Raw genomic sequence first — 15,147 nt, 5'->3', positions numbered from 1 at the left:
CATGACAACCGTCACCGAACGCGCCACCTCTTCGAGCGCCTCTGTCCCCACCGCCACCGACCTCGTCGGCCGTGTCCGCGAGATCGCGCCCATCTTGACGAAGAATGCGGCCGAGGGGGAGAGCAACCGCCGCGTCGTCGAGGAATCGATCCAGGCGATGACCGATGCCGGGCTGTTCAAGCTCGCGGTGCCGAAGCGGTACGGCGGCTATGAGACGTCGATGCGCACCATGCTCGATGTCTCTGCCGCCGTTGCCGAGGCCGACGGCGGCACCGCGTGGGTGCTGACGCTGACCAATGTCTGTGCATGGCTGACCGGGTTGTTCCCGACCCGTGCTCAGGACGAGGTGTTCGGCGCGGACCCGGACGCGAAGGTGTCCGGTGTCCTGACACCGACGTCGGAGACCACCCGGGTCGACGGTGGCTACCGGGTGACCGGCCGCTGGTACTACAACTCGGGATCCTGGCATGCCACCTGGGCGGTCCTGGGGATCCCGATCACCAACGATGCCGGTGAGGTCATCGATCAGGGGCTCGCTCTCATCCCGACGAGCGAGATGGAGCTCGAGGACACGTGGTTCGTCGCCGGCATGAAATCCTCCGGCAGCAATTGCCTGGTGGCGACGGATGTGTTCGTGCCCGACCACCGCGTGATGGCGGTACCGCCGGCGATCGAGGGAACGTACCCGTCGGAGAATCTGGCCGAGGAACCCTTCTACCGTTCCGCGTTCGTCCCGATTCTCGCGCTCGTCCTGGTCGGGCCCCAGCTCGGTTTGGGGCGAGCCGCCCTGCAGCTCGTGCAGGCCAAGGCGAACAAGCCGATCGCCTACACCTACTTCACTGCGCAGTCCGACTCGGTCGCCTTCCAGTTGCAAGTTGCCGAGGCCGCGATGCTGATCGACACTGCCCATCTGCACGCGTATCGGGCGGCGGACGACATCGACACCGCGGCAGCAACCGGCACTTACCCGGACTTCGCGCAACGCGCCCGGCTGCGGGCCGATACCGGTCTCGTCGCCGAGAGCATCGTCAAGGCCATCAACATCCTGCTCAGTGCGCACGGCGCCGGCAGCTTCGCCGACGTCAATCCCCTTCAGCGGATTTGGCGTGACTCCTCCACCGCTGCCCGCCATGCCGTGATCGCCCCGGCGGTAGCGTTTGAGTCGTACGGGAAGGCGCTTCTCGGTGTCGAGGAACGGATCACACCGCTGATCTGAGGGCACGGAGCAACCCTTCGTCCACCAATGCTGCGACGCGGCCAAAAGGCCTTCCGCTCAGCATTATTCACACTTTCTGTAGGAGAACAGTTACATGCGTATCGCCAATATCGACAACCGTGCCGCCCTCGTGATCGGGGAAACCGGCGACGAGCGGGCCGTGGATCTCGCCGCGGCATCGCTGGGCCGCTTCGGTCCCGGGTTGCCCGCCGTGTACGAGCAGTGGGCGGAGGTCGTCGCGTGGGCGGCGAACCAGGATGCTTCCGAACTGGCGGACGGCGGCGTCGCGATCGACCGCACCCTGCTGGGCGCGCCGTCGCCGGCTCCCCGGCAGGTGTTCGCCGTCGGCCTGAACTACCACGCCCACGCCGCCGAATCCGGCTTCGAATCCCCCACCCACCTGCCACCGGTGTTCACCAAGTACGCCTCCAGCTTCACCGGCCCCGACACCGACGTCGTGATTCCCGCCGGCGGCAACGTCGACTGGGAGATCGAACTCGTCGCCGTCATCGGCCGCGAAACCAGCAACATCGACGCCGCCGACGCCTGGGCGCACGTCGCCGGACTCACCGCCGGCCAGGACATCTCCGAACGCATCACCCAGACCCGTGGTCCCGCACCACAATTCGGGCTCGGGAAATCGTTCGCCGGGTTCTCCCCGCAGGGCCCCTGGCTGGTCACCCCGGACGAATTCGCCGACCCCGACGACCTCGAACTCGGCTGCACCATCGACGGCGAACAAGTGCAGAAGGGCCGCACCCGGGACCTGATCTTCCCGGTCTCGAAGCTGATCGCCACCCTCTCGCGCAATGTGACCCTCTACCCCGGGGACGTCATCTTCACCGGCACCCCCGCCGGCGTCGGCGTCGGCCGCGAACCGCAACGGTTCCTGCAAGCCGGCGAGAAACTCGACAGCTGGATCGACGGCATCGGTCAGCTGCACCAGAGCTTCGTCGCCGACCCCGACGCGAAGTAGAGGAGCACGCCATGGCACTGCACGGACTGGGCAAGGTCACCGTCGGCGTCCCCAACGTCGACGACACCATCGCCTACTACACCGAATTCGGTCTCGAACACCGCGGGAACGGGGTGTTCGCCACCCGCAACGGCGGCGAACAACTCGAGATCGTGCACGCACCGACCCGTCGGCTGGTCGAATTGACCGTCGCCGCCGACGACCCCGACGACATCGCCGCCATCACCAGGCGTTTGCACGGACTCGGGGCGGTGACCCGGCAGGACGGCACGTCCGTCAGTGCCGTGGAACCGGTCACCGGCACGACCGTCACGGTGGCGGTGAGGCCCCGGATCGTCATCGAACCTGCCGTCGCGGCCACCCCCTACAACGGTCCCGGGCGCATCGACCGCTGGGGACGGGCCCCGTTCCTCACCCGCACCGAACCGGTGCGCCCCCGTAAGCTCGGACACGCGGTGATCGGGTCCACCGACCTCGAAACCACCATGAAGTTCTTCACCGACGGTCTCGGCTTCAACGTCAGCGACTACATGGGCGACAAGGCGGCATTCCTACGCTGCTCCGTCGAACACCACAACGTCCTCGTCATGGCCGCCCCGGTGAACTTCATGCACCACACCAGCTGGCAGGTCGACGACATCGACGAAGTCGGCCGCGGCGCCCACACCATGCTCGAGAACAACCCCGAACGCCACATCTGGGGACTCGGACGGCACTATGCCGGCGCGAACTTCTTCTGGTACCTCAAGGACCCGGCCGGGAACTTCTCCGAGTACTACTCCGACATGGACACCGTCCCCGAGGACGAACTCTGGTCCCCGGAGGTGCTGCACGGACTCCAAGGGCTCTACGCCTGGGGACCACCCCCGCCGCCGTCGTTCCTCGAACCCGACGACCTCGCCGCCCTGATGACCGGAGCACACTCCACCACAGGGTGACTCCATTCCGGAAACCGGAAGACACAACATCCTCCCGCTGACGGGCCGAACCACCTCAGCCCGCCACGATCAGGTCCATGCTGCGACCGGAGCGCCTCTTCACCAGCAGACATGGACCAAGCCGGGGCGGCTCGGGCGTTGTTGGTCGATGCCCGAGCCGTGCCCGTCACCATGGTCCCAGTACGACACGAGAGACAGTGATGACCCGCGTAGCGAATCTTCGATCGGTCCACAGCGACACCTGGTCGTGGCGACTGCGCGCACTGTGCCGCTCGATGGACCCATACCTGTTCTTCGCCCCGGAGGACGAGCCGAAAGGCCCCCGGGTGCGACGCGAGCGGGAGGCCAAACGTATCTGCAGCCAATGCCCGGTTGTCGACCAGTGCCGAACCTATGCACTCTCGGCCCGCGAGCGGTACGGGGTTTGGGGTGGAACCTCCGAAGACGACCGACGCCAAGCCGCATTCACCGCCACCAGCCCTACCCAGAACACGGCCTAAGGAGCCCCATCATGGCCATCGGCCACGTTGTCACCTTCACCTTCACCCCGACCGCATCCACCGAGACAGTCACCGCGATCGGGGAGGCCCTCGATGCGTTGTCGGCCGCATCAACCGGCGTCGAATCATATCTACACGGCTGCGACCTACAAGTTCGTCCTGGAAATGCCGACTACGCCGTCTCAGCGGTATTCCGCGACCGGGACGCGCTCGCCGCGTACATGTCCTCGCCCGAGCACCAGCGCATTATCACCGAACTCATCCATCCCCACCTGCAGAGTAAGAGTTCGGTCCAATTCCTCGTCCCCTCCCGCTGATCCAACGACACCGCCAGGTGTCCCGTAGAGGTGGTCCGGTGACCACCATTTCCGCAACGGGGCGTTAAGTGGAACTGGTCGGCTTCAGGTCTGGTGCCGTGTTCTATGGTCCGGCGTCCCGGTGGGAGCCGAGGGGACGAGGGCGTCGATGCCGAGTTTGTCGGCGGCGAGGTCGCAGAACGTTTCGAAGCGGGTCGTCGCGGCGGTCCTGTCGGTCGGCACGTCGCTGTCGGTGGCCTCGGCCAACGCGGTCAGATACCGCTGGGCCGTGCACAGGTTGTCGTCGGCATCGATCGCAGCGGCGTCGCGGAGGTCGTGCCGGCAGAACGGACGCACCTTCCGGTCGGCGGTGTCGCGGGGACGTCGTTGGGGACAGTGCCACGGCGGCCCGTGGCTGCCCAGCCAGGTGGTGTCGGAGAAGGGCACCTGCCCGCAACCGGGACATCGGGTCTGCAACCGCAGCCGGTGCCGGAGGCAGATCGGAAGCAGCGGGTGTGCCCATTCCCTCTGCCAGATGCAGTCCGGGTCGGCCAGACACCGTGGACAGAACCGGGACCCACTGAAACGGGGCCGGATCCCGCGGCGGTGCGCGAGGTAACGGCCGAGCGAGGCCTCGACCGGCCCACCACACAATGCCGGCGACAACGCCCGCGGCGGAAGGCCGAGACACCAGGTGATCTCCCGCGAGCACTCGACGACCTGGTCCAGAACACGGTCGACAGTGGCGGGCCGGGACGTGAAACCGAACTCCCGCAACAACTGCGCCGGCGACAGCTGGTACCGGGCGGCGAAATGCATCAACCATCCGGGAATGGTCTCGCCGGGGCGGATCGGGACGGTGATCGGCCAACGGTCGATGTCGTAGCCGCCGGGGATCGGCCGCAACCGCGCCTCTGGCGGCGCGGTAGGGACTGAGGCGTCAGGCCGTGCGGGCGGCAATTTCACCGGCGTTGTCGATGGTGGTCGCGGCGATCAGCTCCGAGGTGATCGTCTCGGTCCCGGAGGCGATCGCCAGGTAGCAGACCCGGTCGATGAGGTTGGTCAGCGACGCGATCCGGCCCTGGGTGCGCCGATGCAACGCTTTCGCGTGGTCGACGAGCATCCCGTCCCGGGCGTCGGCCAGTTTGATATGCCCCTCCAACGTCCGGAGCAGGCTGATCCAACTCCGCAGCCCCGGATCGGTATCGACCGAGAACGGGGCGACCGGGCAGCGGGTGGCACGGCGGCTGGTCTGCGCGTAGGCGGCCTGTTCCCCGAGCTGTCCCTCGTCGAAGAACCGTTTCTCGGTGAGCTGCACCCCGACGTAGACGAACGTCGCCGCCATCTCGTTGGCCAGGCCCTTGAGATGGTTGGACACCTCGATTCCGTTGCGGTGTTTGAAGTCCACGAAGTGCAGATCATCGAGCACGACCAGCCGGGTCTCGCAGCTGGTGACACAGTCGACGGCCAACGCCCCCAGTTTGGAGGTCGACGCCCGGTCGACGGCGGGGTGGCCATAGAACCGCAGGATCTGCTGGTTCAGACCCTTCAACGTGATGCCGGCACTGAGCGGGACGAACGCCACCGGCAACCGCTGATGCCCACCCTCGGTGACCGGGCCCTCCCGACGGTAGACGCGGCGGTGGAAGTCGCGGGCGTACCGGGTGGCGATGGTCGTCTTCCCGAGACCGGGTTCGGCGTCGATCACCACCGACCCGCGCAGCTTGTCCCCGTCCCGCCGCCCGGAGGCCATGACCTGGTCGATGACCGAGTACGCGGCGGTCAGCTGACTGGTCTTGATCGTCGGCAGGTTCGCGTTCCACACCATCCGGGTCTCGTTGTAGTCCTCCCGTTCCTCGTCGCTGAGTGCGTCCATCCGGGTGCGGGTGAGCACGTCGAACGACTCGCGCGGGGCGGCATGAACGAACGCGTCCCAGCCCTGTTTGCGGGAGAGTTGATAGCGGGCGGTGCCATTGTCCGCCAACCACTTCGCCCATCGGCTCATTCGTCGAACACCCCGAATACCTCCTCGTCCGGCCGATGGGCGTAGTACTGCTCGAACACATCGAGGTCGTCGGGAACCTCGAGCGCGCTCGTCGAGCGTTGCGCGAGGTGCTCGAGCAGATCGATGACCCCGGGCACTGATGCGTCCTCCCGCTCGGATTCACCGCCCGGTGCGGCACCGGACGCGCTGTCGCCGTCGAGGGCGGGCCGCTGTGCGCTGAGCCGCCTCGCCAGGCTGCGGTCACGGCGGGTCTCGACTTCCTGACGGCTCCACGCGATCAGCAGGTCCTGCACGGCGCGGTGCGGATCGAGGTGGCGGTCCTCGCGGACGCTGACTCGTTTGGCGTAGTCGACGCCATGTTGACTGAGTCACCGGGGTGACCGTTGGTTCAGAGGATCCGGCGAGCGTGGAACTCGGTCGCCTCGATTCATTCCCGATCGCCGGCTGATCATGCCGGTTTCGCCAGGTTTGCTGAGTCATCCGCCAGATAGTCTTCCGCACTCGCCAGTTTCACCGCGTGTTCGCCACCTTCGCTGAGCCGGGACAGCTCGGGTCCGTGTCACTCATGATTTGTGCGGGGTTGGTGCTGTAAAAAAACATTTCCGCACCATTTTCTGGAATTGTGCAGGTCAACCCAGTTTCGCCGCGCCTATCCGTCCGGGATGCCTACGTTGCTGCTCGCGGATCGTGTGACTCTCGGAAAGATGACGCGATTGGTACGTCCGCCGCCTGCCGCGGCCCGCCGTGATGTCTGCGAGACGGCCGCGACGAGCAGAATGTGAGGATCAGCTCTTTCACTTCAGGGGGAAAACCGTGGACGCGGTTGCTACAGGCTAGGTCGTAGAGTCGGTCCTCATACTCTTGTTTGGAAATTCCGAAGGTAACCATAATGTCTTCCTCGGGTCCTCCGCCGAAGGCGGACCAACGACGGAAGAACTGAACCAAGAAGTCGTCCTCACGAGAGCAGGTAAGACGTTCCGCGAGTTTGTTTGTCATTGTTGCCCCAATTTCGCTAGCACGGTGGCGATAACGCGAGCTGTGAGTAACCTCGGTCTCCACCATGGACCGGTTGAAAAGGACAATAGGACGGCGTGCTAGACGGGCGCATTACGTTGAGAGATAACTGAAGTGCGAGGTTTCCTCACTCGTGGATGAGGACCACGCCACAAGGCGGCCTCACCTCTGCGTTCCGCCACCCAGGCTGCGATCTGGGTACGTGAGGTGAAGCCTAGTTTGGTGAGGACGTGTTCCACGTGTCCCTGTGCCGTGCGGTTGGCGATGACCAGCCTGGTGGCGATTGCTCTGTTGGTCAGGCCTTCCGCTACCAGCTCGGCGACTTGTTGCTCGCGGTTGGTCAGGTGACAGTTGTCCGAGTCGGCGAGTTCCGGGAGTACCGGCGTGTCTTCGTCAAGTGCGAAGGCCACGGCCTCCGCCAGCATCATGTGTCGGCCGGCTTGAAAGGCGTCGTCGAAGCGCTTGCTGCTCAGCGTGTTATGCGCCTGGCGTGCACATTCGTCGTGATGAATGTGGAGGCCGGGAATGTGAACTGGTGTGCTGCCGACGCTCTCCCAGAGTCCTTCGGCAGCGCCCATCAGCTGCGCGGCTTGTTCGGCTCGGTCGGTCTTTGCAGCGATCCATGCCAGAGCCTCCAAGCACCAGGCAGCGCTGAGCGGGTCGTCGACCACCCGCGCCATCCGAAGTCCCTGACCGAGGAGCCCGGTCGCTCGGTCACGGTTGCCGAGTTGCCACACCTGTAGGCCGAGTACCCAGAAGGATCGGGACCTGTAGACCGATTCTCCGAGGTCGGTGCTGAGAGCGAGGGCCTCTTCGTTGCGGGCGATTGCCTGTTCGGTGTCACCGAGGAGTCCGCTGGCGAGTCCGAGTCCTTGGAGTGTGGAGATACGCAGGAACGGTGTGGGGTGGTTGTGGAGGACGGTGAGAGCTGCGGCAAAAGATGTGGCAGCTGTTTGTATGGTGCCGGAGTACAGCGCATGCATTCCTTCGGCGTGGTGCAGGTGTGCCTGTGCGATTTCGTCGTCGACTTGGTTGGTTGCGATACCGGCGGCGGACAGTAGTTGCGTTCCAGCGGAGAGGTCACCTTGGCGACCGGCGAGCACGCTCTGAGCGCACAGTGCCCTCACGGTGTCGACCAGGTGTTCGCCGTCGTCTGTAGTCAGTGCATTGTCTAGCCATCGTCGCCCCTCGCTGAGAAGGCCGCGGGAGAACCAGAACGGGTACAGAGCGGCGGCGAAGTCGATCGAATCCGACTCACGCTGGGTGATGCGGAACTGCAGTGCTTCACGAAGGTTCGGCTGCTCGCGATCCAGTCGAAGAAGCCACGTCAGCTGGCGGGAACTGACCCATTCGGCTTCTGCCTCGCGTGCCATCTGCCGGTACCAATCGCTGTGGCGGCGCCTCTGCTGCAGGATGTCTTCAGCTTCGCTCAGCTTTTCCCGGCCGTACTCGCGCAGAGTTTCGAGCATGCGATAGCGGACCGAGAGTCCTTCCTCCTCGCGGATCAGAATCGACTTGTCGACCAACGACGCGATGACGTCCAGGACGTTGTGGGGGGACACTCCATCGGCGCAGGTGGCCTCGACTGCGTCCAATCCGAAGCTGCCGGCGAATACCGACAGTCGTGACCAGAGCGTGCGCTCCTGCGGTGTGCAGAGGTCGTGACTCCAGTCGATGCACAACCGAAGGGATTGTTGGCGGGTCGGTGCGCCGCGCCGGCCTCGTGAGAGCAGTTTGTAACGGTCGGTGAGTTTGGTGTGAATCTGGTCGATCGAGAGCGCGCGGAGGCGGACCGCGGCCAGCTCGATCGCGAGAGGCAGCCCGTCGAGCTGTCGGCAGATGTGCGCGACCTGCTTCCAATTATCTTCTGTGAGGTGAAATTCGGGGAGTGTGGTGGTGGCTCGGGAAAGGAACAATGTCACGGCGTCGTACTGGCTCATGGTGCGCATCGACCGCGCTCTTCGCGAGTCCGGGGTCGCCAACGGTTGTACCCGTTGGAGTGTCTCACCGCCGAGCCCCAGAGGTTCGCGGCTGGTGGCGAGGATTCGTAGGTCGGGGCAGGACTTGAGGAGAGTCTCGGAGAAAGCGGCGGCGGCGTCGATGAGGTGCTCACAATTGTCGAGCACAAGCATGCATTGGCGTGATCGGAGGTGCTCGATGAGCCCATGAAGGCGGTGTTGCGCGGGTTGTTCGTGGATTCCGAGCGTGACTGCGGTGGTGTCGACGAGGAAGTCTCCGTCGGTCAGCTCGCTGAGTTCGATCAGCCACACGCCATCTGCGAATGCACGTTGTGATTCCGCGGCTACTTTTGTTGCGAGTCGCGACTTTCCCACTCCACCGATCCCGATCAGTGTCACCAGGCGCGAATCTGCGAGAAGTTTCTTGGTGGTTGCTAGATCGCGGCGGCGCCCGATGAAGGTGGTCAGGTCTGCGGGCAGGTTGCCTCGCGGACGGTGGGATGGATTCGGATCGAGGCCCGGAGTGGACGGCGCTTCGGTGAGAGCCGGTGCCGGTTGGGGTCGGGTGAGCTCGCCCGAGGCTTTGGTCATGGTCGGATGTGCCGGCTCGATGGTTGAGGGAGTGTCATAGTTCTCGATCAGGGCCATCTCGTCCACCGGGCAATCGTTGAGCCGTTGCACCCGCCGGAGTCGGCTTCCGAACTCTGCAGCTGTGGACGGGCGGTCTTCTGGGTTGGTTGACATGGCACGCTCGATCTCGGCACAGACACTGTGAGGAACTCCGAGGTTTCGGAGGTCGGGGATTGGTTGAGTCGTTATTCGCAGGAATTGCGAGACGATCGGTTCGTCGGCCTGCCGCTCGTATGCAGCGTGGCCGGCGATAGCGCAAAACATCGTCGAGGCCAGCGCATAGACATCTGCTGCGGGAGTGGGGACTGCCCCTTGGAGGACCTCTGGGGCGGTGAAGACGAGCGTGCCGGTGACGGTGTTGCGAGCGGTCTCGAAACCACCCACGACATGGGCGATACCGAAGTCTGCGAGCTGCGGTTCACCGTAGTCGGTGAGCAAGATGTTGGCGGGTTTGACGTCGCGATGAAGAATGTCGGCGCTGTGCGCGGCGGACAAGGCACCAGCGGTACGTACACCGAGGCGTAGCGCATCATTCCAGGTCACCGGGCCGTGTTTGTGGACCCGTTGCTCGAGCGAACCTCGGCGATGGAGTTGCATCACGATGTACGGCGAGCCGGACCTGGTGCTTCCGCACTGGAAGACGCTGACGATGTTCGGGTGGCCGGACAGTCGGCCCATCGCCCGCTGTTCGCGCACGAAACGTCCGAGGTTCGACGGTTCGAGCTGCGAGGTCATGACCTTGACGGCCACAGCCCGCTCCAGCGCGGATTGCGTGCAGCGGTAAACGACCCCGAAGCCCCCACGCCCGATCTCCTCAGCATGGTCGAACCCGGCGATCGCCAGTTCCTCCTGCAGGGATAGAGGTGCGATGTGCGATGCCGCAGTGACCGAATGCGCCGGTGTTCCTCGAGGGCAGTTGTTGTCTGCCTGGTGACCGGGCGGGGCAGCGTCCAGCTCGACGGGGGCGACTGAAATGCAGGTGTTCATGCGTGTGACCAGCTTCTGGATCGTCGAAGAATCGAGCGATTTACCAGTCACAATGCTCCCGTTCCCAGTGAACGGCTATTCCCTATGGGATAGAAGGATGCCGGGGTTTACTCCCCGGAAGATGACGCCCTCATCACGCCCGAGCAGTAGAACTGTGATCAGCACCCCACCTCGCTGGCGAAGATACCAATCCCTCGTTCCGTTCGAGACGGGTACGGGGACGTATACGCCCACTCGCGTGGCACCTCGTCGATGCAGCCTCACAACCGGTGGAGCTGCGCACCTAAAAGGAGATGAATGTTGTCTACCGAAGCACCTGCTCTCGTCCTCCCGACAGAATTCCCGATGACGATCGGCGGGCAGTCGGTGACCGCACAGGACACGGCACCGGTGTACAACCCGGCGACCACAGAGGTGATCGCCCATGTTCCCGTTGCGAGCTCTGACCAACTCGACGAGGCCGTCGCAGCCGCTCAGGCCGCGTTTACCGGATGGTCGTCGACACCGCTCGCCGAACGACAGGCCATCGTCTCGGCGATCGGTGATCGGCTCGAAGCCCACGCCGAAGAGTTCCTGGCACTGCTGACCGCTGAGCAGGGCAAGCCGCGTCCGATGGCCGAATGGGAGGTCTACGGTTCGGTTGCCTGGTTCCGGGAAATCGCCAAGCAGTCCCTGCCTGAAGAGGTCCTCGAGGACACCGCGGAACGACGGGTGATCAGCCGGCACACGCCGCTCGGGGTCGTCGGTGCCATCGTGCCGTGGAACTTCCCGATCCTGCTGGCGGTGTGGAAGATCGCGCCCGCCCTGGTTGCTGGGAACACCATCATCGTCAAGCCGTCCCCCTTCACCCCGCTGTGCGACCTCAAACTCGTCGAGCTGGTGCAGGATCTGCTTCCCGCAGGCGTGTTGAGTGCGGTCAGCGGTGACGACGAACTCGGCAAGTGGATTACGGCGCACCCGGGCATCGCGAAGATCGCGTTCACCGGCAGCACCGAAACGGGCAAGCATGTGATGCGGTCCGCCGCCGGCACCCTCAAGCGGGTCACCCTCGAACTCGGCGGAAACGATCCGGCGATCGTCCTCCCGGACGTCGACCCGGCGAAGGTCGCCCCGCAGATCTTCTGGGCCGCGTTCCAGAACAACGCCCAATTCTGCAACGCCGCCAAGCGCATCTACGTCCACGACGACGTCTACGAGGCCGTGCGCGACGAGTTGGTCGCGTACGCGCGGACCGTGGTCGTGGGCGACGGCGCCTCCGCGGACACCCAGCTGGGTCCGATCCAGAACCTGCCCCAGCTGCAGAAGGTGCAGGAGTACTTCGACGACTGCACGGCCAACGGCTACACCTTCGCCCTCGGTGGGCAGATCGACCCGAACGCCGGAGGCTGGTTCGTCCCGGTCACCCTCGTCGACAACCCGCCGGAGAACTCCCGCCTGGTCGCCGAGGAACCATTCGGTCCGATCCTGCCGCTGCTGCGCTGGACGGACGAAAGCGATGTCATCGCCCGGGCCAACAACACCGTCTGGGGCCTGGGCGCCACCGTCTGGGGTGAAGACCTGGAGGCGATCGAGCGGATCGGCCGCCAACTCGAAGCCGGAACGGTGTGGCTTAACGAAGTGCACCAGTACTCCCCGCATCAGGTCTTCGGTGGACACAAGCAGTCCGGCATCGGCGCCGAAAACTCCCTGCACGGACTTGCCGAATACACCAACCACCAGACCATCACGCTGAACAAGGTCCCCGACACGGTCTCGTAAGACCTCCGCGCCCCGACCGTCTTTCGAACAAGAAAGTGCCAACTATGAAGACCACAGCAGCCGTCCTGCGTGCGGCGCAGGAGCCGTTGTCGTTCGAGGAACTCGACATCGGCGAGTTACGCCCCCGCGAGGTCTTGGTGCGAATTGTCGGCTCCGGTATCTGCCACACCGACCTCGGGATGATCGCGACCGCGGAGACCAACGCGGCCCCGATCGTGCTCGGTCACGAGGGATCCGGAATCGTCACCGCGGTCGGCCCGGATGTCGACAGCGTCGAGCCCGGCGACCACGTGGTGCTCTCCTACAACTTCTGCGCCGAGTGCGACAACTGCGCACGTTCACTACCGATGCATTGCCGGGACTTCGTCCCACTCAACCTGGTCGGTGCACGCCTGGACGGCTCGAGTGTCCTCAGCTCCGGAGGTGAGCAGGTACGCGGACACTTCTTCGGACAATCTGCGTGGGCGACCTACGCCGTGGCCAACGAGCAGAACTGCGTCCGCGTCGCCCGCAATCTGCCGCTCGAGTTGCTCGCCCCCCTGGGGTGCGGCATCCAGACCGGCGCCGGTGCGGTGCTCAACACCCTCCACCCGGAGGAGGGGTCGTCGATCGCGATCTTCGGGACCGGATCGGTCGGGCTCGCCGCCCTGCTGGGCGCGGTGGTCGCCGGCTGCGGCACCATCATCGCCGTCGACATTCAGCCTGTCCGCCTGGCGAAGGCCACCGAGCTCGGTGCCACCCACACCATCAACTCCGCCGAGGAGGACGTGGTCGAGCGGATCCGCGAGATTACCGGCGGAGTCGGGGCGCAGTATTCGGTCGACTGCATCGGCCTGGCGGACGTCGTGCGCAGCGCACTCGAATGTCTGCAGTCGCCGGGGGTGTGTGCCACCGTCGGATTCCAGGGCATCCCGAACGAGATCTCCTTCGACCAGGGTCATCTGCTGTTCGGGCGCAGTCTGATCGGTGTTATCGAGGGCGACGCCGTCCCGCAGGAATTCGTTACCCGCATGATCGACCTCTACCAGGCCGGCAAATTCCCCTTCACCGAGCTGATCGACACTTTCGAGTTCGGCGAGATCAACGAGGCGATCGACGCCGTCCACCAGGGGAAGGTCACCAAGGCGGTCCTGACGTTCGGCGACCGCGGCGCCCATGGGGAATCCGGTGAGTAGTCGCGTCGCTGCGTCCCAGCCGTCTGTGGGGCCGGGCGAGATCCTGCCCTACGCTGCCGCACGGCATCCGGACAAGATCGCCCTCGTGGTCGGGCACACCAGACTGACCTACCGCGACCTCGACAGGATGTCGGACGCGGTCGCCGACGCCCTGCATGTCCGGGGTATCGGTGCCGGCGGGGTGTGTTCGCTGTATGGGCAGAACAGCTGGGAATGGATCGTCGCCTATCACGGCATCCTCAAGGCCGGAGCAGTCGTCAACCCGATCAATGTCATGCTCACCGGCCCCGAGCTGGCCTTCGTGCTGACCGACTGCGGGTCCGGCGCCCTGTTCACCGGGGCCGCTCAGGCCGCCACCGTCGACACCATCCTCGCCGAGGTCCCCTCGCTGGAGACGGTGTGCCAATTCGGTGGCCCGGACGAATCGACTTCCGTCACCGGCGCGATCTCCTTCGCCGACCTGCTTGCCACCGAGGCGAGCGAGCCGCAGGACTCCCGCCCGCGACCACAGCCCGAGGACTTGTGCAGCATCGGCTACACCTCGGGAACGACCGGACACCCCAAGGGGGCCATGCAGTCCCAACAATCCGTGCTCCTCAACTGCGCGCTGACCGCCACCATGCACGGCCGCACATCCGACGACGTCGTGGTTACCGCCCTGCCGGGCGCACACGTCTACGGCAACGTCGCCATCAACAGCACCTTCCTCGCCGGAGGCACGGTGATCCTGATGGAACGCTTCACCCCGGGTGAGGCGCTGCGTCTGATCGAAGGCGAACACGCGACCCTGTTCGAGGGCGTACCCGCGATGTACTCGATGATGCTCGCGGACCCAGGCTTCGACACCGCAGATCTGTCCACACTGCGAGCCGCCACCATCGGCGGCCAGACGTTCGCCCCGGAACTCCTCGCGCGGTGGCAGAACCGGGCGCCCGTCCCGGTCCTCGAGCTGTGGGGGATGACCGAACTGTCCGGACTCGGCACGACCCACGCGGTCCACGCACCCCCGGTGCCCGGTTCGATCGGAGTGGCCCTCCCCGGCCTCGAGGTCAGGATCGGCCCGATCGATGGCACGAGCGGCGAGGTTCCCGCCGGTGAGCATGGTGAGCTGCTCGTTCGCGGCCCGCTGGTGATGCTCGGTTACTACGGTCGCCCGGACGCGACTGCGGAGGCGATCACCGACGACGGGTGGCTGCGCACCGGCGACGTCGCCTACGTCGACCACACCGGACACTTCTTCATCGTGGACCGGCTCAAGGACATGATCGTCACCGCCGGATACAACGTGTATCCCGCCGAGATCGAACGCGTCATCGGCGCCCACCCGGACGTCGCGCTGGTCGCTGTCGGAGGCCGGCCCGACCCCGTCAAGGGCGAGGTCGCTGTCGCATATGTCGTCCCCGCACCGGAGGCCCACCTGCTCCCGGAAGACCTCATCGAGCACTGCCGGGGCCAGCTGGCCGCCTACAAACGACCCCGTGAGGTGGTCTTCGTCGATGCCCTGCCGACTACCTCGTCGGGCAAGCTCATGCGCCGCAAATTGGCAGATCTCGAGGTCGCCGACAGTGATCAAGGCATTGTCCGTGCGAGATAATGGTCACACGGAAAGCTATCCGCGACGCCCATGCGCCGGTCACATATTAACGGGCATTGTGATTAGCGCAACATAGCAAGTTGGATGTGGTCGAGGCCAC

The 15,147-nt window shown here is 65.1% G+C and carries 12 protein-coding genes; 8 read left to right on the top strand and 4 right to left on the bottom strand.

What is annotated here, in order from left to right; all coding sequences use genetic code 11:
- Position 1: 1 nt before the first annotated feature.
- The 5 genes from ACFVJ3_RS22880 (at position 2) to ACFVJ3_RS22860 (ending at position 3,947) form a co-directional block, all read left to right on the top strand.
- Positions 2-1,216 (top strand): acyl-CoA dehydrogenase family protein, encoded by a 1,215-nt coding sequence (locus tag ACFVJ3_RS22880; RefSeq protein WP_378454205.1) that lies wholly within the window; start codon positions 2-4, stop codon positions 1,214-1,216.
- A gap of 94 nt (positions 1,217-1,310) precedes the next feature.
- Complete coding sequence (locus tag ACFVJ3_RS22875) at positions 1,311-2,192, top strand: fumarylacetoacetate hydrolase family protein (protein ID WP_378454204.1); 882 nt, start codon at positions 1,311-1,313, stop codon at positions 2,190-2,192.
- Positions 2,193-2,203: 11 nt separating this feature from the next.
- On the top strand, positions 2,204-3,130 hold the full coding sequence (locus tag ACFVJ3_RS22870; RefSeq protein ID WP_378454203.1) for a VOC family protein: 927 nt from the start codon (positions 2,204-2,206) through the stop codon (positions 3,128-3,130).
- A 77-nt stretch (positions 3,131-3,207) separates the two neighbouring features.
- Positions 3,208-3,630: a WhiB family transcriptional regulator gene (locus ACFVJ3_RS22865; protein ID WP_378454202.1), complete on the top strand. Its 423-nt coding sequence runs from the start codon at positions 3,208-3,210 to the stop codon at positions 3,628-3,630.
- An 11-nt stretch (positions 3,631-3,641) separates the two neighbouring features.
- Positions 3,642-3,947: a Dabb family protein gene (locus ACFVJ3_RS22860; RefSeq protein WP_378454201.1), complete on the top strand. Its 306-nt coding sequence runs from the start codon at positions 3,642-3,644 to the stop codon at positions 3,945-3,947.
- 84 nt (positions 3,948-4,031) lie between these two features.
- On the opposite strand, the gene ACFVJ3_RS22855 is transcribed toward ACFVJ3_RS22860, so the two are convergent.
- From ACFVJ3_RS22855 to ACFVJ3_RS22840, 4 genes are all read right to left on the bottom strand, one after another.
- Entirely contained in the window at positions 4,032-4,832 is an 801-nt protein-coding gene (locus ACFVJ3_RS22855) for a TniQ family protein (protein WP_378454200.1), read from the bottom strand.
- A 34-nt stretch (positions 4,833-4,866) separates the two neighbouring features.
- Entirely contained in the window at positions 4,867-5,931 is a 1,065-nt protein-coding gene (locus ACFVJ3_RS22850; protein WP_378454199.1) for an AAA family ATPase, read from the bottom strand.
- Complete coding sequence (locus ACFVJ3_RS22845; RefSeq protein WP_378454198.1) at positions 5,928-6,224, bottom strand: hypothetical protein; 297 nt, start codon at positions 6,222-6,224, stop codon at positions 5,928-5,930. The genes ACFVJ3_RS22850 and ACFVJ3_RS22845 overlap by 4 nt, the downstream gene beginning before the upstream one ends.
- Before the next feature lie 801 nt (positions 6,225-7,025).
- Positions 7,026-10,520: a protein kinase gene (locus ACFVJ3_RS22840; protein ID WP_378454197.1), complete on the bottom strand. Its 3,495-nt coding sequence runs from the start codon at positions 10,518-10,520 to the stop codon at positions 7,026-7,028.
- Positions 10,521-10,817: 297 nt separating this feature from the next.
- On the opposite strand from ACFVJ3_RS22840, the gene ACFVJ3_RS22835 reads away from it, so the two are divergent.
- From ACFVJ3_RS22835 to ACFVJ3_RS22825, 3 genes are read left to right on the top strand one after another with little or no spacing between them, the layout of a single operon-like run.
- Positions 10,818-12,278, top strand: a complete 1,461-nt coding sequence (locus ACFVJ3_RS22835) for an aldehyde dehydrogenase family protein (protein ID WP_378454196.1) — start codon at positions 10,818-10,820, stop codon at positions 12,276-12,278.
- Between the two features lie 44 nt (positions 12,279-12,322).
- Positions 12,323-13,453 (top strand): NAD(P)-dependent alcohol dehydrogenase, encoded by a 1,131-nt coding sequence (locus tag ACFVJ3_RS22830; RefSeq protein WP_378454195.1) that lies wholly within the window; start codon positions 12,323-12,325, stop codon positions 13,451-13,453.
- Positions 13,446-15,047: a class I adenylate-forming enzyme family protein gene (locus tag ACFVJ3_RS22825; protein ID WP_378454194.1), complete on the top strand. Its 1,602-nt coding sequence runs from the start codon at positions 13,446-13,448 to the stop codon at positions 15,045-15,047. The genes ACFVJ3_RS22830 and ACFVJ3_RS22825 overlap by 8 nt, the downstream gene beginning before the upstream one ends.
- Positions 15,048-15,147: the final 100 nt, after the last annotated feature.

Origin of the sequence: Rhodococcus sp. NPDC127593 (assembly GCF_042671975.1) — a bacterium.
Classification (GTDB): Bacteria; Actinomycetota; Actinomycetes; order Mycobacteriales; family Mycobacteriaceae; genus Rhodococcus_F.
This window is presented reverse-complemented; position numbering and strand designations above follow the sequence as displayed.

Excerpts from the sequence above, each read along its gene's own strand:
- ACFVJ3_RS22880 (WP_378454205.1), top strand. The coding sequence starts at position 2 with ATGACAACCGTCACCGAACGCGCCACCTCTTCGAGCGCCTCTGTCCCC.
- ACFVJ3_RS22835 (WP_378454196.1), top strand. The coding sequence starts at position 10,818 with ATGTTGTCTACCGAAGCACCTGCTCTCGTCCTCCCGACAGAATTCCCG.
- ACFVJ3_RS22860 (WP_378454201.1), top strand. The coding sequence starts at position 3,642 with ATGGCCATCGGCCACGTTGTCACCTTCACCTTCACCCCGACCGCATCC.
- ACFVJ3_RS22840 (WP_378454197.1), bottom strand. The coding sequence starts at position 10,520 with ATGAACACCTGCATTTCAGTCGCCCCCGTCGAGCTGGACGCTGCCCCG.
- ACFVJ3_RS22830 (WP_378454195.1), top strand. The coding sequence starts at position 12,323 with ATGAAGACCACAGCAGCCGTCCTGCGTGCGGCGCAGGAGCCGTTGTCG.
- ACFVJ3_RS22870 (WP_378454203.1), top strand. The coding sequence starts at position 2,204 with ATGGCACTGCACGGACTGGGCAAGGTCACCGTCGGCGTCCCCAACGTC.
- ACFVJ3_RS22850 (WP_378454199.1), bottom strand. The coding sequence starts at position 5,931 with ATGAGCCGATGGGCGAAGTGGTTGGCGGACAATGGCACCGCCCGCTAT.
- ACFVJ3_RS22865 (WP_378454202.1), top strand. The coding sequence starts at position 3,208 with ATGCTGCGACCGGAGCGCCTCTTCACCAGCAGACATGGACCAAGCCGG.
- ACFVJ3_RS22875 (WP_378454204.1), top strand. The coding sequence starts at position 1,311 with ATGCGTATCGCCAATATCGACAACCGTGCCGCCCTCGTGATCGGGGAA.